This window comes from Methyloversatilis discipulorum (assembly GCF_018780585.1).
Classification (GTDB): domain Bacteria; phylum Pseudomonadota; class Gammaproteobacteria; order Burkholderiales; family Rhodocyclaceae; genus Methyloversatilis; species Methyloversatilis discipulorum_B.
In genome coordinates, this window is the sequence record NZ_JADMJL010000019.1 from 36,824 (window position 1) to 52,101 (window position 15,278).

Sequence of the window (15,278 nt, forward strand, 5' to 3'; positions counted from 1 at the left end):
GGGCACGGTCTCAGCGACCGGCCGCCGCTTCGCGTCGCGGCAGCGGAATGGCCGGGGCCGGCGGAGTGCTCCCACCGGCGAGGCGATTGACGATGCGTTCGACGCCGAGCACCAGCAGCAGCGCTTCGTCGCCGTCGCCGCTGCCGCCCAGCACCGATTCACCCAGCACATTGCCGCCGGCCAGCATCGCCGGTATGGGGCGCAGGCGGGCGGTCGAAACTTCCGGAATGTCGCCCAGCGCGTCGGCCAGTATGCCGATGCGGGTATCGTCGTCGCGGCGCAGCACCAGTACCTGCCGCGTCGAGTCGTCGGGTGCCGACGGGAGCGCTTCGTCGTCGTGCAGCATGCTGGCGATATCGAACACGGCGATCGGCACGCCGTCGTGCATCAGATAGCCGGCCATCGTTTCACCGGCACCGGGCACGCCGGTCAGACCGGCCGCATCGACCGCCTCGATGACTTTTTCGGTGCGCAGCCCGAACCAGTTCCGGCCGACGCGGAAGGTGGCGATTTCCACCGTGTCGTCGCTGCTCGCGTCGCCGCGGATCGACGGCGCCGTGCAGCTCGCCGTAGCGGACTGCACGGCGACCGCGCACAGGGGCATGAACACCAGTGCGCTGACGCGTGTGCGGGCGGCGTTCGCGCCGCTGCCGTACTCACGGTAGCCGTGCGAGTTCGCCACGCCGACCGCGAAGTACTGATCGTCGATGCGCAGCACGCCGCTGCCGTCGTCGGCCAGCGCCAGTGCCTCGACGGCCTCCGGCGGGCGGTGACCGGGGCGCCAGCGCTCGTCGGTGCAGGCGATCACCTGTGCGTCGGCGTCGATGAAGGCCGCGAAGCAGCCGTTGCGGACCGCGCCGTCGGCGCCGCGCGGCAGGCAGTCGCGCAGCATGGCGAGCAGTTGCGGCGCGCTGTCGAACACGATACCGACGCCGCCGATGACTGCCGCCTTCTCGTCGCCGGCCGACGGCGCGCGCAGCGCTGCACCATATATATAGGTGGGCGCGTTGCCGTACAGCGCGCTCGGCGCGAAGGCGGACACTGCCCAGGCCTGGGAGTCGTCCAGCGCAAGCGTCCGGCGTACCCAGTCTTCGGCCGGCGCGCGCCCGCTCCATGATGCGCCGCCGACGGTCGAACCCGATTCGGCGACAACCACGCCTTGCGTGTCGAACACCAGCAGATTGGCGTAGACGGTGTAGAGCGAGTGGATGTAGCGCAGCACCTCGGTGACGCGCTGTCGGCCCGCCTCGTCGACCGGCGCCGCAAGCACCTCGCGGAACACCGAGGTGAGCGCCCACCAGCGGCAGTCATTGGCGCGCTCGTACAGATTGCGGTCGAGGATGTCGATGGCCAGCGACGCGGCGAAGCGGCTGTCGTGCAGGATGGCCGACACCACGGTTTCGTGCAGGTTGGCGATGGAGCGCTCGAACACGTCGCGTGTGCGGTCGCCGGTATTGCTGATCTCCCACAGCAGGATTTTCGAGAAGGCCGGGTTCAGCGCACGCTGCGAACTGCTCTGCCGGACGTTGCCGTTCCATACCGAGCGATTCAGCGTGCGCTGGATGCGATCGGCCTGTTCCGGGATGCGCCGCAGTTGTTCGGAGAACAGTGTCGGGCTGGACATGATGGCGCTGCGTACCTCGTCGCCCAGCGCGCGCAGCGGCGCGGCCGCTTCGCGTGCGAACGCGTGCTCGACCGGCAGCATCACCAGCCCGCACCAGCCGGGGCCGGCATAGCCCTGATAACCGCGGCTCGGGCAGCGCATGGCGAGGTATTCGCGCGCGGCGAAGCGCAGCCGCTGGACCTCCGGACCATCGGAGCAGGGCAGACGGGCACCGAGCGGAACGTGGAAGCGGTCCGAACTGGCGATCACCCGGTGGTCGGCGTCGACGACCAGGATGACCGCCCAGTCGGCGGCCGTCAGCAGGCCGTCGAAGATGCGCTGCATCTCGTCGTCGAAGCGGAATACCAGGCTCAGTACGCCGATTGCCCCGCCCGCGTCGTCGCAGACGCGGCAGGAATAGACCAGCGACTGTGTCTGCGTCGGAAGGAAGTCGATGGCGCGGAAGGTTTCCACGTAGCCGGCGTCGGTCGCCAGGGCGTCGGCGATCAGCGCGTCGTGCGACTGTGCCGGTGCCGTCGCGTCGTCAAGCCGCAGCAGGATGTGGCCTTCGGTGTCGGTCAGCACGATGTCTGAATACACCGTGTACTTCGCCGCGTATTCGGCGAAGCGCGCGCGCAGTTGCGTCCGCGCGGCGGCCAGGTCGCGCGCCAGCAGCACGTTTCCGGCGCATTCACGCACCTTGCCGATGAACTGCCGGATGTCGGCGTCGCAGGCGAGGAAACCGATGTCGGCGGTGCGCTCGAACAGGTTGCGCACCAGGATGTCGATCGCGACCTGCGCCTTGGCCGACATGTCCTGCCGGCAGGTGCGCAGTTCCTCGTGGCCGAGCTGGTTCAGCAGCGTGCCGGTCAGTTCGGCGAAAGCGTGCCGGGTGCCGCTCATGTCGGTGCCGGTGCCGGACAGCTGGCCCAGCATGGTCAGGTTGTCCCAGACCGACTGCAGGTTACGCAACAGTTCGCGGTACTCCTCGACGTTGTCCATATGGCGGATGACACCCGCCAGCTCGGCATCGACTTCGATGTTCTTGTACTGGGCCATGGCTCGGCTCTCCTCATGTGCGACGTGTGCTGACGCACCCGTAGGGCGCCGCTTCTTGTTTTCGCTCTGCAACCCAAGTCATAACGATCGCCGGGCGCGGATTCATGAGCATCGTTAGTGCCGTAACTCCCGTTCTTCCGTGACGCAGTGCCTTATTGCCGGACGCAGCGCGCCGGCCTTGTCGCCGCTGCCGTAGGCGAGGCGATGGAAGCGAACCGGCATCGTCTATCGTGGTCGACTGAGCGACGAGCAAACGGGCGCCCGGCGCTCGCACGATATTCATACCTTCCGCACGATGTCCTTCATTCGTCATCTCTGTTGTGTACTTGCGCTGACCAGCGCCGCGCCGGCGTTGCACGCCGCGCGCAGCGAGGCACAGGTCAGCCCGCGCGCAACCGTCGCGCTGCTGTCGGCGACCGACGTCGCCGCGCCCGGGCAGACGCTCGGCCTCGGTCTGCACTTCCGCTTCCAGCCCGGCTGGCACATCTACTGGATGAATCCGGGCGATGCCGGCCAGGCACCGCGCATCGAGGTGTTCGCGCCTGCGGGCTCCGTGCTCGGCGAAGTGAGCTGGCCGGCACCGGAACGCCACGTCGATGGACCGATCACCACCTTCGTCCATCAGGGCGAGGTGCTGCTGCCCTTCACCGTGACGCTGCCGCCGGCTTTCGCCGGCGCAGCCGCTTTGTCGGTGAAGGCGAACTGGCTGGTGTGCAAGGACATCTGCATTCCGGAAGAAGGGGTGTTCAGACTCGAACTGCCGGCTGGCACCGCGCAGGACAGCCCCGATGCGACCCTGTTCGACGCGGCGCGCGCGGCGATGCCGACGCGCAGCGAGTGGCGCGCGACGGTCGATGCACAGGGCGTACTGACGCTGGAGGGGACGGGCGCCGGCAGCCTGCAGTCGGCCGACTTCTTCCCGGCCGACTGGGGGCGCGTCGAGCACGGCGCTGCCCAGACCCTGAGCACGGCAGGCGATGCGGCGCGCATCGCATTGAAGCCCGGCCCTGACTTCGATCCGGCCAAGGCGCTCGAGGGCGTGCTGCGTGTCCGCGGCGCCGACGGCGTCGAGCGGGCGCTGTGGGTGGCGACGCCGGGCGAGTCGCCGGTACGTACGCCGGTGCTCAGCCTGGCGGCCGCCGATGCCCTGCCGCCTGCGGCACCGGCGCGCCCGGTCGCGGCGCCCGCCGACGAGGGGCTGCTGTGGCCGCTGCTGTTCGCCTTCGCCGGCGGCCTGCTGCTGAACCTGATGCCCTGCGTGTTCCCGGTGCTGGCGATCAAGGCCTTGTCGTTCGCGAGGATGGGGGGTGACCGCGCTGCGGCGGTGCGCCTGCAGTCGCTCGCCTATTGCGCTGGCGTGGTCGCCAGCTTCCTGCTGCTGGCCGCACTGCTGCTTGCCTTGCGCGCCGCCGGCAGCCAGGCCGGGTGGGGCTTCCAGTTCCAGTCGCCGGTGTTCGTCGCTGCCATGGCCACGCTGCTGTTCGGCATCGGGCTGAATCTGTCCGGCGTGTTCGACATCGGTGCCCGGCTGGCATCGGCTGGCGAATCGCTGGCTTCGCGCGGTGGGCTGGCGGGCAGCTTCTTCACCGGCGTGCTGGCGGTGGTGGTCGCGACGCCCTGCACCGCGCCCTTCATGGGCGGGGCGATCGCGGCTGCGCTGGGCGCACCGGCGCCGGTGACCGTGGGCATCTTCGTCGCGCTCGGACTGGGCATGGCGCTGCCCTATCTGCTGTTCGCCTTCTTTCCGGCGGCGGCTGCACACATGCCCAGACCGGGCGCCTGGATGGACCGACTGAAGCAGGCGCTGGCCTTCCCGATGTACGGCGCGGCCGCCTGGCTGGTCTGGGTGCTCAGCCAGCAGAGCGGGGCCGATGGCGTGCTGCACGTGCTGGCCGCGCTGCTGCTGGTGGCGCTGGCGGCCTGGCTGTTCGGTGTGGCGCAGCGCGGTGCAGCGCGCCCCTTGGGCTGGCACAGCGCGGCGGCACTGGTGCTGCTGGCCGGCCTGCTGGCGCTCGGGCGCACACCGGAGCCGGTGGCGCCGGCGGCCGTCGCGCAGCAGGCCGAAAGCGCCTACTCGGCGCAGCGCCTGGCCGATCTGCGCGCCGCCGGCCGACCGGTGTTCGTGAACATGACGGCCGCCTGGTGCGTCACCTGTCTGATGAACGAAAAGGTGGCGCTGTCGACCGATGTCGTGCAGCGTGCCTTCGCCGACCGCGGCGTCGTCTACCTGAAAGGCGACTGGACGCGCGCCGACCCGGACATCACCCGTTTCCTGCAGTCGCACGGTCGCGACGGCGTGCCGCTCTACGTGTATTACGCGCCCGGCCGGGAGGGCGTCGTGCTGCCGCAGATACTGACGCCGCAGATCGTGCTCGATCACATCGCTTCATGAGGAGACCTTGTCGATGACCATCAAAGCCATGCTTTGCTCAGGCCTGCTGGCCAGCACGCTGCTTGCCGCCGCCGTCCATGCCGCGCCGCGTATCGGCGAGCCGGCGCCGGCCTTCACCGCCGTCGATTCCAATGGCCGTAACGTGAAGCTGTCCGATTTCGCCGGCAGGACGGTGGTGATGGAATGGACCAATCACGGTTGCCCCTACGTGCAGAAGTGGTATCGCGGCGGCATGCAGACGCTGCAGAAGGACGCGACCGGGAAGGGGGCGGTGTGGCTCACCGTGCTCAGCTCGGCACCCGGCACCCAGGGCCACGTCGACGGCCCGACGGCGAACCGCATGATGAAAGAGCAGGGGGCAGTGCCAACCCATTACCTGCTCGATTACGAAGGCAAGGTCGGTCGTGCCTATGCTGCACAGGTAACGCCGCACATGTACGTCATCGCGCCCGACGGCCGGCTGGCCTATATGGGTGGTATCGACAGCATCGCCTCGCCGGATGTGAACGACATTCCGAAGGCCGAGCCGCTGGCACGGCTGGCCATCGATGCGGTACTGGCGGGGAAACCGGTGGCCAAGGCGCAGACGCGCCCCTATGGCTGCTCGGTGAAGTACGCGAACTGAGGCGTAAGGTGATCCGGCCGGTGCGTGCATCGCACCGGCCGGCGGTCGGAACACTCAGGCGCTGACGCTGCCGGTGCCCGGGTGATTCGCTGCGTGCATGCGGTTCTGCGCCTTGACCAGGCGTTCCATCGTGCGCAGGTCCTTGCGGTCGAGTTTCATCGCGCCGCGTACCCATTCGCGCGTCACGTCTTCCAGTTCCTGGTAGGTCAGACGCACGTAGGCGTGCATCTTGGCGCGCTGGAAGGCGCGGAAACCCTTGAGCTGGGACGACATCGAGCGCATCACGTCACGCGCAACCCATTCGCCGCGGCCCGGCTCGGCGAGGTGATCGACCAGCCCCAGTTCGTACATCTTCTCGGCCGGCAGTACCTTCGCGTTCAGGATCAGGTCTTCCGCCACGCGCGGGCCGGCCTTGCGCGCGACCAGGCTGTAGGCACCCATGCCCGGAAACAGGTTGAACATCATTTCCGGGAAGCCCAGCTTGGCGCCGCGTTCGGCGATCACCACGTGGCAGGACAGCGCCGCCTCGAAACCGCCACCCAGCGCGTCGCCCTGGACCACGGCCATCGACACCGCGTCGGCATGCAGGCCGGCGACGTTGTTGTTGATGGCGCGGATGCAGGCTTCGGCGTAGCGCATCAGTCCGGCCTCGTCGCCTGCCTCGACCAGCTTCTGGAACAGGTCGAGATCGCCGCCGAGGTTATAGACGCCGGGTACGCCCGAGCAGTTGAGGAAGAAATCCACCGTGCCCGGCGCCAGTTCCACCTCCTGCTGCTGCGCCACGACGTCGGCCAGCAACTCCGGCGTGAAGCAGGGGCGTCCGGTCGGGTGGGCATACATCCACAAGGCGCGCGTTTCCGCCTCGTAGCGCGAAGTGAGGATAGGTGTGGACAGCAGGCGTGGCGCATTGGCGGCCATGCCGGGCAGCGGCACCGTGTGCAGATGAGCACGGGTGCGATCAATGATCTGCATTGCACGCCTCCATACGAAATACATCGTGGGCAGGCGCGGCAGCGTCGATACTCTTTCCGGAGCGATACGGCAGGTGCCGTCCTGCTCCATGGCGCGGGGTCAACAGATCCATTTCAGCCTCCGTCGGCATGTCCGACTTTAAGCATGCTGAAAACAATCGCCTCTTGAGGCGAATTGGAGAGGCAGTTTTCCTGCCTTTTTTTCCTGCTGTCTGGTGCACGAATCCAGACAGAGTCTGACCCTGTAAGTGCATGTTACGACAAGGCGGAACAGTTTTGCTTGAAAATTTGATTGCACCCTGCGCCGGGTTCGTGGATGGCCCGTGCAGGGTGTCGTACGCCTCGCCGGAACGGCCCTGGCTGCGGCTGCTGCTTGCCTTGCCTGATGAGGGCTCCCGGGTGATGCGGTGCACGATCCGTAGCAGCCAGCCCGCCGTCGGTCAGCGCCCGCTCGGCTATAGTCGGGAGCACAGGATGGGGTGTCCGCCCCCGGCGCGTGCCGGGCGCAGAGCATGCGGACCCGATCCACGGAGACATTATGAAACAGGCCTCGTCCGGCAAGGACACGCGGGAACACAAGGTCACGCTGCAGGAACTGGTGGAGGGCATGGTGGCCGACGGCCTGCTTGGCGAGTCGGTGGCCCGCGTATTCCTGCACGACCGTCGCTACTGGCGGGGCGGTGACCATCCGCTGGTGGTGCTGGCCGGCCAGAAGTGGAAATCGCTGCATCCACCGCACCGGGTGCTCAATCTCGATGCGCTGACCGAGTGGATGGCCGGCTGGAGCGGTCACGACTACTACCACATCGATCCGCTGAAGGTCGATTTCGCGGCAGTGACCGAAGTGGTGTCGAGCGCCTACGCGAACCGCTTCCGCATCCTGCCGGTGCAGGCGTCGACGCGCGAGGTGGTGATCGCCACCGCCGAGCCCTTCATGACCGAGTGGGAGAAGGAACTGGCGCCGATACTGCGCCGGCCCATCCGTCGCGTCATCGCCAATCCGGACGACATCGCCCGCTATGTGGTCGAGTTCTACAGCCTGGCCAAGTCGGTCAAGGGCGCGGCCAAGCGGGGCGACGTCAGCGGTGCGGGCGCCTCCAACTTCGAGCAGCTGGTCGAACTGGGGCGCAGCAACCGGCCGCTCGATGCCAACGACCAGCACATCGTCACCATCGTCGACTGGCTGTGGCAGTACGCTTTCGAGCAGCGCGCCAGCGACATCCACATCGAGCCGCGGCGCGATTTCGGCGTCGTGCGCTTCCGTATCGATGGCGTGCTGCATCAGGTCTACCAGATCCCGATGCCGGTGCTGGGCGCGATGACCTCGCGCATCAAGATACTGGGCCGTATGGACGTGGTGGAGAAGCGCCGTCCGCAGGATGGGCGGATCAAGACGCGCGCGCCGGACGGCCAGGAGATCGAACTGCGGCTGTCCACGCTGCCCACCGCCTTCGGCGAAAAGCTGGTGATGCGGGTGTTCGACCCCGAAGTGCTGGTGCGCGACTTCCGCGACCTCGGTTTTTCCGACGAGGACGCGCGGCGCTGGAAGCAGATGACCACGCAGCCGAACGGCATCGTGCTGGTGACCGGCCCGACCGGCTCCGGCAAGACCACCACGCTTTATTCGACGCTGAAGAACCTCGCCACGCCCGAGGTGAACGTCTGCACGCTGGAAGACCCGATCGAAATGATCGAGCCTGCCTTCAACCAGGTGCAGGTGTCGGCCGACATCGGCGTCACCTTCTCGGCCGGCATCCGCTCGCTGATGCGGCAGGACCCGGACATCATCATGGTGGGCGAGATACGCGATCTCGAAACCGCCGAAATGGCGATCCAGGCGGCGCTGACCGGCCACCTCGTGCTGTCCACGCTGCACACGAACGATGCGCCATCAGCCATCACCCGTCTGCTCGATCTGGGTGTGCCCAGCTATCTGCTGAACGCGACCGTGCTCGGCGTGATGGCACAGCGGCTGGTGCGCACGCTGTGTCCGCATTGCCGCAAGCCCGCGTCCCCGCAGGACACCGATCCGCAGGCGTGGAAGGATCTGGTGGCACCGTGGAAGGCCACCCGGCCGGAACGCTTCACGCAGGCCGTCGGCTGTCTGGACTGCCGCATGACCGGCTATTCGGGGCGTATCGGCATCTACGAAATCCTGCTGATGTCACCGGAAATCAAGTCGCTGGTGTCGACCGGTGCGGACATCGGCGCGCTGCGCGATCAGGCCTATCGCGAAGGCATGTACCCGCTGCGCGTGTCCGGTGCACTGAAGATCGCGCAGGGCGTCACCACGATGGAAGAGGTGATGAAGGTGGCGCCGCCGGCCTGAGCCGGCAGAGTGGATCAATAGCCGGTGGACGGCGGCCAGCCGATGCCGGCGAAGGGCGGCTTGCGGCCAACCAGACCTTCGAGCAGCGTCAGTTCGGCGTCGGTGTGATTGATGACACCGGCGGCCGACATCATGTCGACGCCGGGTTTGTCGCTGAGCCACATCGGCTTGTCGTGGTGTCGCGTGCGCACGGTTTCGCGCTGGGACGGATCGCTGTTGCGCGCCAGTTCCGCCTCGCCGTAGCACAGACAGAAATAGGTCCGTTCCTCGGCCGCTTCGATGTAGCAACCGGTGCCGCGTATGCCTATCGTCGCGGCCGGTGTGGCGATGCGCTTCTGGCCGCGGTCGAACACGGACAACAGCTTGCCGGTGATCACCCGCATCAGGTCGGCGGCAGCGCCGCTGCCGAAGGCGACATGCGATTCGCCACGCTGCAGGAAGGCGTCGCGACCGAGCACATAGATCGCCTCGGCGCCCGGGCCGGTACGTATCGTGTCGCCCGGACGGATTTCCATGTGGAAGTTCGCTGGCGCGCCATTGACACTGACGTCGCCCCGGAAGCCGCGCAAGCCGGTACGGCTGTCACGGGCGAGGGCTTCGCGCACCAGTGCGTCGAAGGCCAGCGGGGCAGCGGCACCGCCGGCCAGCAGGGTGGTCAGTACGCGTCTTCGATCCATGTCGTTTTCTCCTTCTTCTGATGCAGCGATTATTGCGCGGGCAGGAGACCAGACCCGTTCATTCGTTCTCGGGCGTCACCGAATCGCCCTGACGGATCAGGCCGCTGCGCAGCACGCGTGCAGTGATGCCGCCATGACCGCGCATTACGTTGTAGCCCCCCTTGCCCAGATTGGTTTCCATGCGCGAGCACGGGTCGCAGGGGCCGGTGTATTCCAGCAGGGCATCGCCGACGCGGAAGCGCTTGCCCTTGAGTGCCAGCAGATTCAGACCGCTGACCACGATATTGCGCCGTACCAGGCCGGGGTCGACCTCGCCCAGACCGAGCAGGTCGGCCACCGTCTGCAGGTGTTCGGCCTGGATCAGCGTGACCTGCCGCTTGCCGTCCGGGCTGGCGTAGCGGTCACCTTCGAGCCCGAGCGATTCGATGGCCTGCACTGTGTCGACGACGCGCAGCGGCTGCATCCGCGCCGGGCGTACGCCTATCCAGGTGACCTGTCCGGCGTGTGCGAAGGTGGAAGTGAGTGTCTGCAGGGTGTCCATGATCGTCGTTTCATCGTACGCAATGTGTCGGGACGGATGCTACTTCAGGCGAACAGCCCCTGCAGATACCAGCGATGCGGCGCCGTGTGTTCGCGATAGATCCACAACCGTTCCTGGCGTGGTCCGACGGCGATGTAGTAATCGCGCAGCGCTTCGGCCGGATGGTCGTTACCGCCAGCGTCGTCCCACCAGCCGGCCTCGATTCGCTCGGCGCGGCCGAGGCAATGCAGCGGCCCATTGCGCCAGGGCTGACCGTCGCGTTCGGCCAGCAGTTCGGGTTCCGGCAGTAGCCACAGGGGACGCTGAGGCTTGCCGGCAGCCGGCTGCGCACGACCCGGTTCATCCCGATGCTGCGCCCGTTCCGGACGGTGGTCGCCGCTGGCCGACAGACTGTAGACCGCATCGGGACCGAGGCGAGCACGCAGCCGTTCGACCAGTACGTCGCGGGCTTCCTGACGGTCCTGCGGCGAGGGTGCCTGGGTGCCGAACAGGTCGCGGCTGCGGCCGGGCTGTTCGATCCAGTCGGGTGCCCGCAGTCTCAGCGCGGTGACCGCTTCGGGCAGGGCGATGCGCGCCAGATGCTCGCGCGTCAGCGATGCAAGCAGGCGGGCGTCGTGGGTGGGGGTACCGGTGCGCAGTTCCAGCCGGGTGGGGGCTTCGTGCTCGTGCTGCAGTTCGAGCAGGCACTCGGCGATGCCAGCGTGTGCCGCAGCCAGCTGGGAGCACGCACTGTTGAACAGCCGGCTGGCGGCGAACAGCAGTACATCGGCATCGTGACGCGGTACCGGCAATTCGATCCGGCTGTCGATTTCCGGAGGCGGCGAGAAGAACGTGCGCGGATCGGCTGTCTGACCGAGCGCCTGATCGATCAGGCGACGCAGGGCCTGTGCATCGCGCAGCGCCAGTGCGTCGCGCGGCAGCTTCATCGCGTCTCCCACGCTGCGCAGACCGGCTTCGCGCAAGGTGGCCAGTCGTGCCTCACCTGCTTCGGTCACGTCGAGCGGCAATGCGGCCAGCGCTGCCGACAAGGCTCCAGGCCCGCGTATCGTACGACCAGGTGTGCCGAGGGCGAGCCAGCGCGCGGCGCGCGGTGTCGGGGCGCAGGCGCTGAGGGCATGAAAACCGGCGGCGGCCAGCGCGCTGCGCAAGGCGCGCAGCAGACCGTCGAGGCCGCCGAACAGACGGATGCTGCCGGCGATTTCCAGCAGCAGTCCGTCGGTTGCGAGGGCGACATGAGGGGTGAAATGCAGTGCGCAGCCGGCGGCGTCCTTCAGTGCCGCATCTTCCACCCGGCTGTCGCGCGGGCTGATCAGCAGGTCGGGCGCTAGTGCCAGTGCGTCGGCCACCCGCTGGCCGGGGCGCACGCCCTGAGCCAGCGCTGTCGCATCCAGCGCGACCACACGCTGCTTCGCCGCCACCGCCAGCGGCTGTGTGTGAGCCTGAGCGCGGAAGCGCGCCTGCAGCGGCCACTCGGGAAAGACCAGTGCCAGCCAGAGCATGTCGTACGCAGATCCATGTCGCAGGCCTGTCAGCCGACCAGCGCCAGGGCAGGGCGCCGGCGCAGGATGTCTGCACGCCGCACCGGGATGCCCGGACGTGTTCCGAGATGAACCGGCCGGTTGGCTGGGCGACCGCGTCGCTTCAGGATGTCGATGCGCACCTCGCCTTCCGCAGCGATGGATACTTGCAGGCGCAAGGCGGCTGGCGAGGCCATATGCGCGTCGGAGGCGGGGCGGAACAGCACCAGCGGCAGCGCGGCCTCACGCACCGCCAGCTGCAGCCGGCGCAGCAGGGCTGTGTCTACCCGGTCGAGCCAGCCGGTGACTGCACTGCACGCCCCCGAGTTGAGTGCGTGACGCAGCGCCCAGACACGCTCGCCGGCACTCCCCGCCTGGATCACCAGCATGCGAGGCGTGCACAGACCCGCGGCGGCGAGCGCCGAAACATTCGGATACCAAGGCGGCGCTACCCAGGCCACCCAGCCATCGGCCTGACTGGCTTGGGCCAGCATGGGCAGCAGCAGGGAGACTTCACCGTGCCCGCAGCAGTCGGTCAGCACTTCGCTCATGTCGCCGATCGGCCAGCCTCCGCCGGGCAGTTCGGCGTCGAGCGCCGGATGACCGGTGGACACGGTGGGGCACGCGTCCGCCGCCGTGTCGTTGGCACGCCAGACATCCGGACGGTGCAACAGGGTATGCAGGCTGGAGGCGCTCATCACGTCAGACCGCGCTGCCGTTGCGGATCAGCCCCACCATGACGCCCTCGATCACCAGCGGGTCGCGCCGGGTGTCGACGACGATGGGACTGAATTCGGGATTTTCCGGCAGCAGCTCGACCTGTGCACCACTGCGACGCAGACGCTTCACGGTCACTTCGTCGTGCAGCCGGGCGACGATGATCTGGCCGTTGTGTGCTTCGGAGGTGGCATGAACGGCGATCAGGTCGCCGTCGAGGATGCCGGCGTCGCGCATGCTCAAGCCCCGCACACGCAACAGATAGTCGGCACGTGGCGAGAACATCGACGGGTCAACCTGATAGCGTCCCTGCACGTGGGCGTCGGCAAGAATGGGATTGCCGGCCGCGACCCGGCCTATCAGTGGAATGCCTGCGGGCTCGGACAGCCGGATGCCGCGTGCGCGACCTTCGTCGAGACTGATGACGCCCTTGCGTGCCAGTGCGCGCAGATGGCTTTCGGCGGCGTTCGGCGAACGGAAGCCGAAAGCCTGCGCGATTTCGGCGCGTGTGGGCGGGCTGCCGCGTTCGCTGACTGCGTCACGGATCAGTTGCAGGATTTCTTGCTGGCGGGACGTCAGGCTGTCGTTCGACATGGGGTGGGCGCTTGCTGTACGAGAACTGTATTTTTATACAGTTATTCATGGTGGCGCAAGCAGGCCGAGTGTCGATTGTCGACAATTGTTACAGAGCGGGATGTGTTCGCCTGCACCCTGCCCGTCCAGGCAGGTCAAGGTGGTTTGTGCAGTGCGATGAAAAGAAAAGGGTTTTTGCCGAGGCGCCCGGATGGCAGGATGTTCGGGCGGGGCATCTAATACCGAAGTACTAGGTTCCAGCTGTCGATATTCTTGACAGTGTTGCGGCGCAGCAGGTCCGGATGCTTCGATCAGGCAACAAAAAAGCACCCGAAGGTGCTTTTTTGTTTTCAGGCAGGTGAAGCTCAGCCCATGCGACGCTTTGCCATCAGGCCGATCATGCCCAGGCCAGCCAGCATCATCGCGTAGGTGTCTGCTTCCGGCACCACGGCAATCGGAGCGGTCGTCGAGCTCAGAGTGAAGGAACCACCACGAGGACCTGTAACCAGGCCGGTCACCTTGTAGTAGTAATCACCGGCTTCCAGATTGAAGGCCGAGAAAAGGCCACCGGTACCGGCATAGGCCGACAAGAAGGTATCGGTTGCGCCATTTTCCTTGTAGAGCCACACCATCCCATCGTCGATTTTGAACGCATCATTGCTCGACACGTCAAGAGACGTCGACAGGCTTGTGGTTGAGAGCAGCGAGAAGGTGAAAATTTCAGAGATGGAGCCGGAGAGCAGCCCCGAGAAAGCGATTTCGTCGGTGTCGTGAACTCCCCAGTCGGTCGCGGCTTGAGCTCCGCTTACCGCGCAAAAGGCACTGACTGCGACTGCCAGCAAGGTTTTCTTCATATCCTGTCCTTTCACAAAAAGTGACAAAGTGGAACCCAGATTCTTGCAAGAACATCAGCCCCCCACAATCCGCGATGACGCCCTCATTTGCAACGACAAGTAAGGAGGTCATTCCGCACACTGCAAGCAGCTCAGCGTTCCTGGTGAAACAGGTATGCAAGACTCAGGCCACTTTCTGTTTGTCATTGCTCTTTCTGAAGACAAATTTTCAACTATTTGAATATATTTAATAAAGTTGATTGTTGACGGACGTTCGACTCAGTCGGGGTGTGATGCTCTTTGGTGCGTCAGGACCACATTTGTGCAATGCGGCGACGGCTTTTTTTACAACGGCGCGGAAGGCTCGCCTGATAGAATCCGCCGGACTCCAGAGCGTGCGATGTTTCGTGGTCGCGTCGTGTGGATGGGAGGTGCGCATGTTGAATGCAGGACAACCCGCTCCGCTGTTCGAACTGCCGGATGCCGATCTGGAGTTGTTCAATCTGGGCGACCAGCTGGGGCAGCACCTGATGGTGCTCTACTTCTACGCCAAGGACGACACCCCGGGCTGTACGGCCCAGGCCATCGAGTTCAGCGATCTGGACGACGATTTCCGGCGTTGTGACTGCACCGTGCTCGGTGTCAGCCGCGACGAATGTTTCACACACGCAGATTTTCGCGACAAGCACGGCCTGACGGTCAGGCTGCTGTCGGACATCGACGGCGAGGTCAGCCGGCGCTACGGCGTCTGGCGTGAGCGCGAGGTCGACGGAAAGCTGCGGTTCTGCATGACCCGCTCGACATTCATCATCGATCGGAAGGGTGTCATACGTTACGCGCAATATGGCGTGAATCCGCGCGGGCACGCCGGGGAAGTCCTCGAACGCGTGCGCGCACTGCACATGAAAGGAATCAGGAATGCTCATCAGCAAGAACTCGGTCGTCACCCTTAAGTACAGCGTGACGGATCCGGACGGCAATATGGTCGATCCGGGCGAAGCCCCGCTGGCCTATCTGCACGGCGGTTACGGCGGTATTTTCCAGCCGATCGAGGAAGCACTTGAAGGCAAGACCGTCGGCGACGAAGTGGTCGTGAAGCTGCAGCCGGAAGATGCCTTCGGCGAGTACGACGAAGAACTGGTCGAGATCGAATCGCGTGCGAACTTCCCGGACAACATCGAAGTCGGCATGCAGTTCGAGCGCGTCAGCGAAGATGGCGAGGAAGAAGGCCTGTACACCGTGACCGACATTGCCGACGACCGCGTCGTGATCGACGGCAATCACCCGCTGGCCGGCACCGCACTGGTGTTCTCGTGCTCGGTGTCAGCAGTGCGCCAGGCGTCGGCGGAAGAGCTGTCGCACGGCCACGTGCACGGCGACCACGGCCACCACCACTGAGATCGTCCCCCGCCGGGCGCCGACGAGGGCCCCGGCGTTCTCC

13 protein-coding genes are annotated in these 15,278 nt (G+C 66.3%); 5 read left to right on the forward strand and 8 right to left on the reverse strand.

The window, feature by feature from the left end:
• Nucleotides 1–10 precede the first annotated feature (10 nt).
• Entirely contained in the window at nt 11–2,662 is a 2,652-nt protein-coding gene (locus tag IV112_RS09460) for a chemotaxis protein CheW (protein WP_304003183.1), read from the reverse strand.
• Nucleotides 2,663–2,957: 295 nt separating this feature from the next.
• Between IV112_RS09460 and IV112_RS09465 the strand changes: the two genes are divergently transcribed.
• Together IV112_RS09465 and IV112_RS09470 are read left to right on the forward strand one after the other, a co-directional pair.
• On the forward strand, nt 2,958–5,054 hold the full coding sequence (locus IV112_RS09465; protein ID WP_304003186.1) for a protein-disulfide reductase DsbD family protein: 2,097 nt from the start codon (nt 2,958–2,960) through the stop codon (nt 5,052–5,054).
• A 28-nt stretch (nt 5,055–5,082) separates the two neighbouring features.
• Entirely contained in the window at nt 5,083–5,679 is a 597-nt protein-coding gene (locus tag IV112_RS09470; protein WP_438362233.1) for a redoxin domain-containing protein, read from the forward strand.
• Between the two features lie 54 nt (nt 5,680–5,733).
• Here the strand turns inward: IV112_RS09470 and IV112_RS09475 are convergent, their stop codons facing one another.
• Complete coding sequence (locus IV112_RS09475) at nt 5,734–6,651, reverse strand: crotonase/enoyl-CoA hydratase family protein (RefSeq protein ID WP_304003189.1); 918 nt, start codon at nt 6,649–6,651, stop codon at nt 5,734–5,736.
• Nucleotides 6,652–7,188: 537 nt separating this feature from the next.
• Between IV112_RS09475 and IV112_RS09480 the strand changes: the two genes are divergently transcribed.
• Nucleotides 7,189–8,979, forward strand: a complete 1,791-nt coding sequence (locus tag IV112_RS09480) for a GspE/PulE family protein (protein WP_304003190.1) — start codon at nt 7,189–7,191, stop codon at nt 8,977–8,979.
• A 14-nt stretch (nt 8,980–8,993) separates the two neighbouring features.
• On the opposite strand, the gene IV112_RS09485 is transcribed toward IV112_RS09480, so the two are convergent.
• From IV112_RS09485 to IV112_RS09510, 6 genes are all read right to left on the reverse strand, one after another.
• Nucleotides 8,994–9,656: a hypothetical protein gene (locus IV112_RS09485; RefSeq protein ID WP_304003191.1), complete on the reverse strand. Its 663-nt coding sequence runs from the start codon at nt 9,654–9,656 to the stop codon at nt 8,994–8,996.
• A gap of 58 nt (nt 9,657–9,714) precedes the next feature.
• Nucleotides 9,715–10,197: an MOSC domain-containing protein gene (locus IV112_RS09490; RefSeq protein WP_304003192.1), complete on the reverse strand. Its 483-nt coding sequence runs from the start codon at nt 10,195–10,197 to the stop codon at nt 9,715–9,717.
• A gap of 44 nt (nt 10,198–10,241) precedes the next feature.
• The gene (locus tag IV112_RS09495) at nt 10,242–11,696 is read right to left on the reverse strand and encodes a Y-family DNA polymerase (RefSeq protein ID WP_304003193.1); all 1,455 of its coding nucleotides are present in this window, start codon (nt 11,694–11,696) and stop codon (nt 10,242–10,244) included.
• Between the two features lie 29 nt (nt 11,697–11,725).
• Nucleotides 11,726–12,412, reverse strand: coding sequence for a translesion DNA synthesis-associated protein ImuA (imuA, locus tag IV112_RS09500; RefSeq protein ID WP_304003194.1), 687 nt, complete (start codon nt 12,410–12,412; stop codon nt 11,726–11,728).
• A gap of 4 nt (nt 12,413–12,416) precedes the next feature.
• The gene (gene lexA, locus IV112_RS09505; protein ID WP_024300392.1) at nt 12,417–13,025 is read right to left on the reverse strand and encodes a transcriptional repressor LexA; all 609 of its coding nucleotides are present in this window, start codon (nt 13,023–13,025) and stop codon (nt 12,417–12,419) included.
• Between the two features lie 344 nt (nt 13,026–13,369).
• Nucleotides 13,370–13,858 (reverse strand): FxDxF family PEP-CTERM protein, encoded by a 489-nt coding sequence (locus IV112_RS09510; RefSeq protein ID WP_304003195.1) that lies wholly within the window; start codon nt 13,856–13,858, stop codon nt 13,370–13,372.
• A 416-nt stretch (nt 13,859–14,274) separates the two neighbouring features.
• Between IV112_RS09510 and IV112_RS09515 the strand changes: the two genes are divergently transcribed.
• Both IV112_RS09515 and IV112_RS09520 read left to right on the forward strand, forming a co-directional pair.
• The gene (locus IV112_RS09515; protein WP_019917924.1) at nt 14,275–14,790 is read left to right on the forward strand and encodes a peroxiredoxin; all 516 of its coding nucleotides are present in this window, start codon (nt 14,275–14,277) and stop codon (nt 14,788–14,790) included.
• Entirely contained in the window at nt 14,756–15,235 is a 480-nt protein-coding gene (locus IV112_RS09520) for an FKBP-type peptidyl-prolyl cis-trans isomerase (protein ID WP_019917925.1), read from the forward strand. Before IV112_RS09515 ends, IV112_RS09520 begins: the two co-directional genes overlap by 35 nt.
• Nucleotides 15,236–15,278 lie beyond the last annotated feature (43 nt).

Excerpts from the sequence above, each read along its gene's own strand:
- IV112_RS09460 (WP_304003183.1), bottom strand. The coding sequence starts at position 2,662 with ATGGCCCAGTACAAGAACATCGAAGTCGATGCCGAGCTGGCGGGTGTC.
- IV112_RS09465 (WP_304003186.1), top strand. The coding sequence starts at position 2,958 with ATGTCCTTCATTCGTCATCTCTGTTGTGTACTTGCGCTGACCAGCGCC.
- IV112_RS09470 (WP_438362233.1), top strand. The coding sequence starts at position 5,083 with ATGCTTTGCTCAGGCCTGCTGGCCAGCACGCTGCTTGCCGCCGCCGTC.
- IV112_RS09475 (WP_304003189.1), bottom strand. The coding sequence starts at position 6,651 with ATGCAGATCATTGATCGCACCCGTGCTCATCTGCACACGGTGCCGCTG.
- IV112_RS09480 (WP_304003190.1), top strand. The coding sequence starts at position 7,189 with ATGAAACAGGCCTCGTCCGGCAAGGACACGCGGGAACACAAGGTCACG.
- IV112_RS09485 (WP_304003191.1), bottom strand. The coding sequence starts at position 9,656 with ATGGATCGAAGACGCGTACTGACCACCCTGCTGGCCGGCGGTGCCGCT.
- IV112_RS09490 (WP_304003192.1), bottom strand. The coding sequence starts at position 10,197 with ATGGACACCCTGCAGACACTCACTTCCACCTTCGCACACGCCGGACAG.
- IV112_RS09495 (WP_304003193.1), bottom strand. The coding sequence starts at position 11,696 with ATGCTCTGGCTGGCACTGGTCTTTCCCGAGTGGCCGCTGCAGGCGCGC.
- imuA (WP_304003194.1), bottom strand. The coding sequence starts at position 12,412 with ATGAGCGCCTCCAGCCTGCATACCCTGTTGCACCGTCCGGATGTCTGG.
- lexA (WP_024300392.1), bottom strand. The coding sequence starts at position 13,025 with ATGTCGAACGACAGCCTGACGTCCCGCCAGCAAGAAATCCTGCAACTG.
- IV112_RS09510 (WP_304003195.1), bottom strand. The coding sequence starts at position 13,858 with ATGAAGAAAACCTTGCTGGCAGTCGCAGTCAGTGCCTTTTGCGCGGTA.
- IV112_RS09515 (WP_019917924.1), top strand. The coding sequence starts at position 14,275 with ATGTTGAATGCAGGACAACCCGCTCCGCTGTTCGAACTGCCGGATGCC.
- IV112_RS09520 (WP_019917925.1), top strand. The coding sequence starts at position 14,756 with ATGCTCATCAGCAAGAACTCGGTCGTCACCCTTAAGTACAGCGTGACG.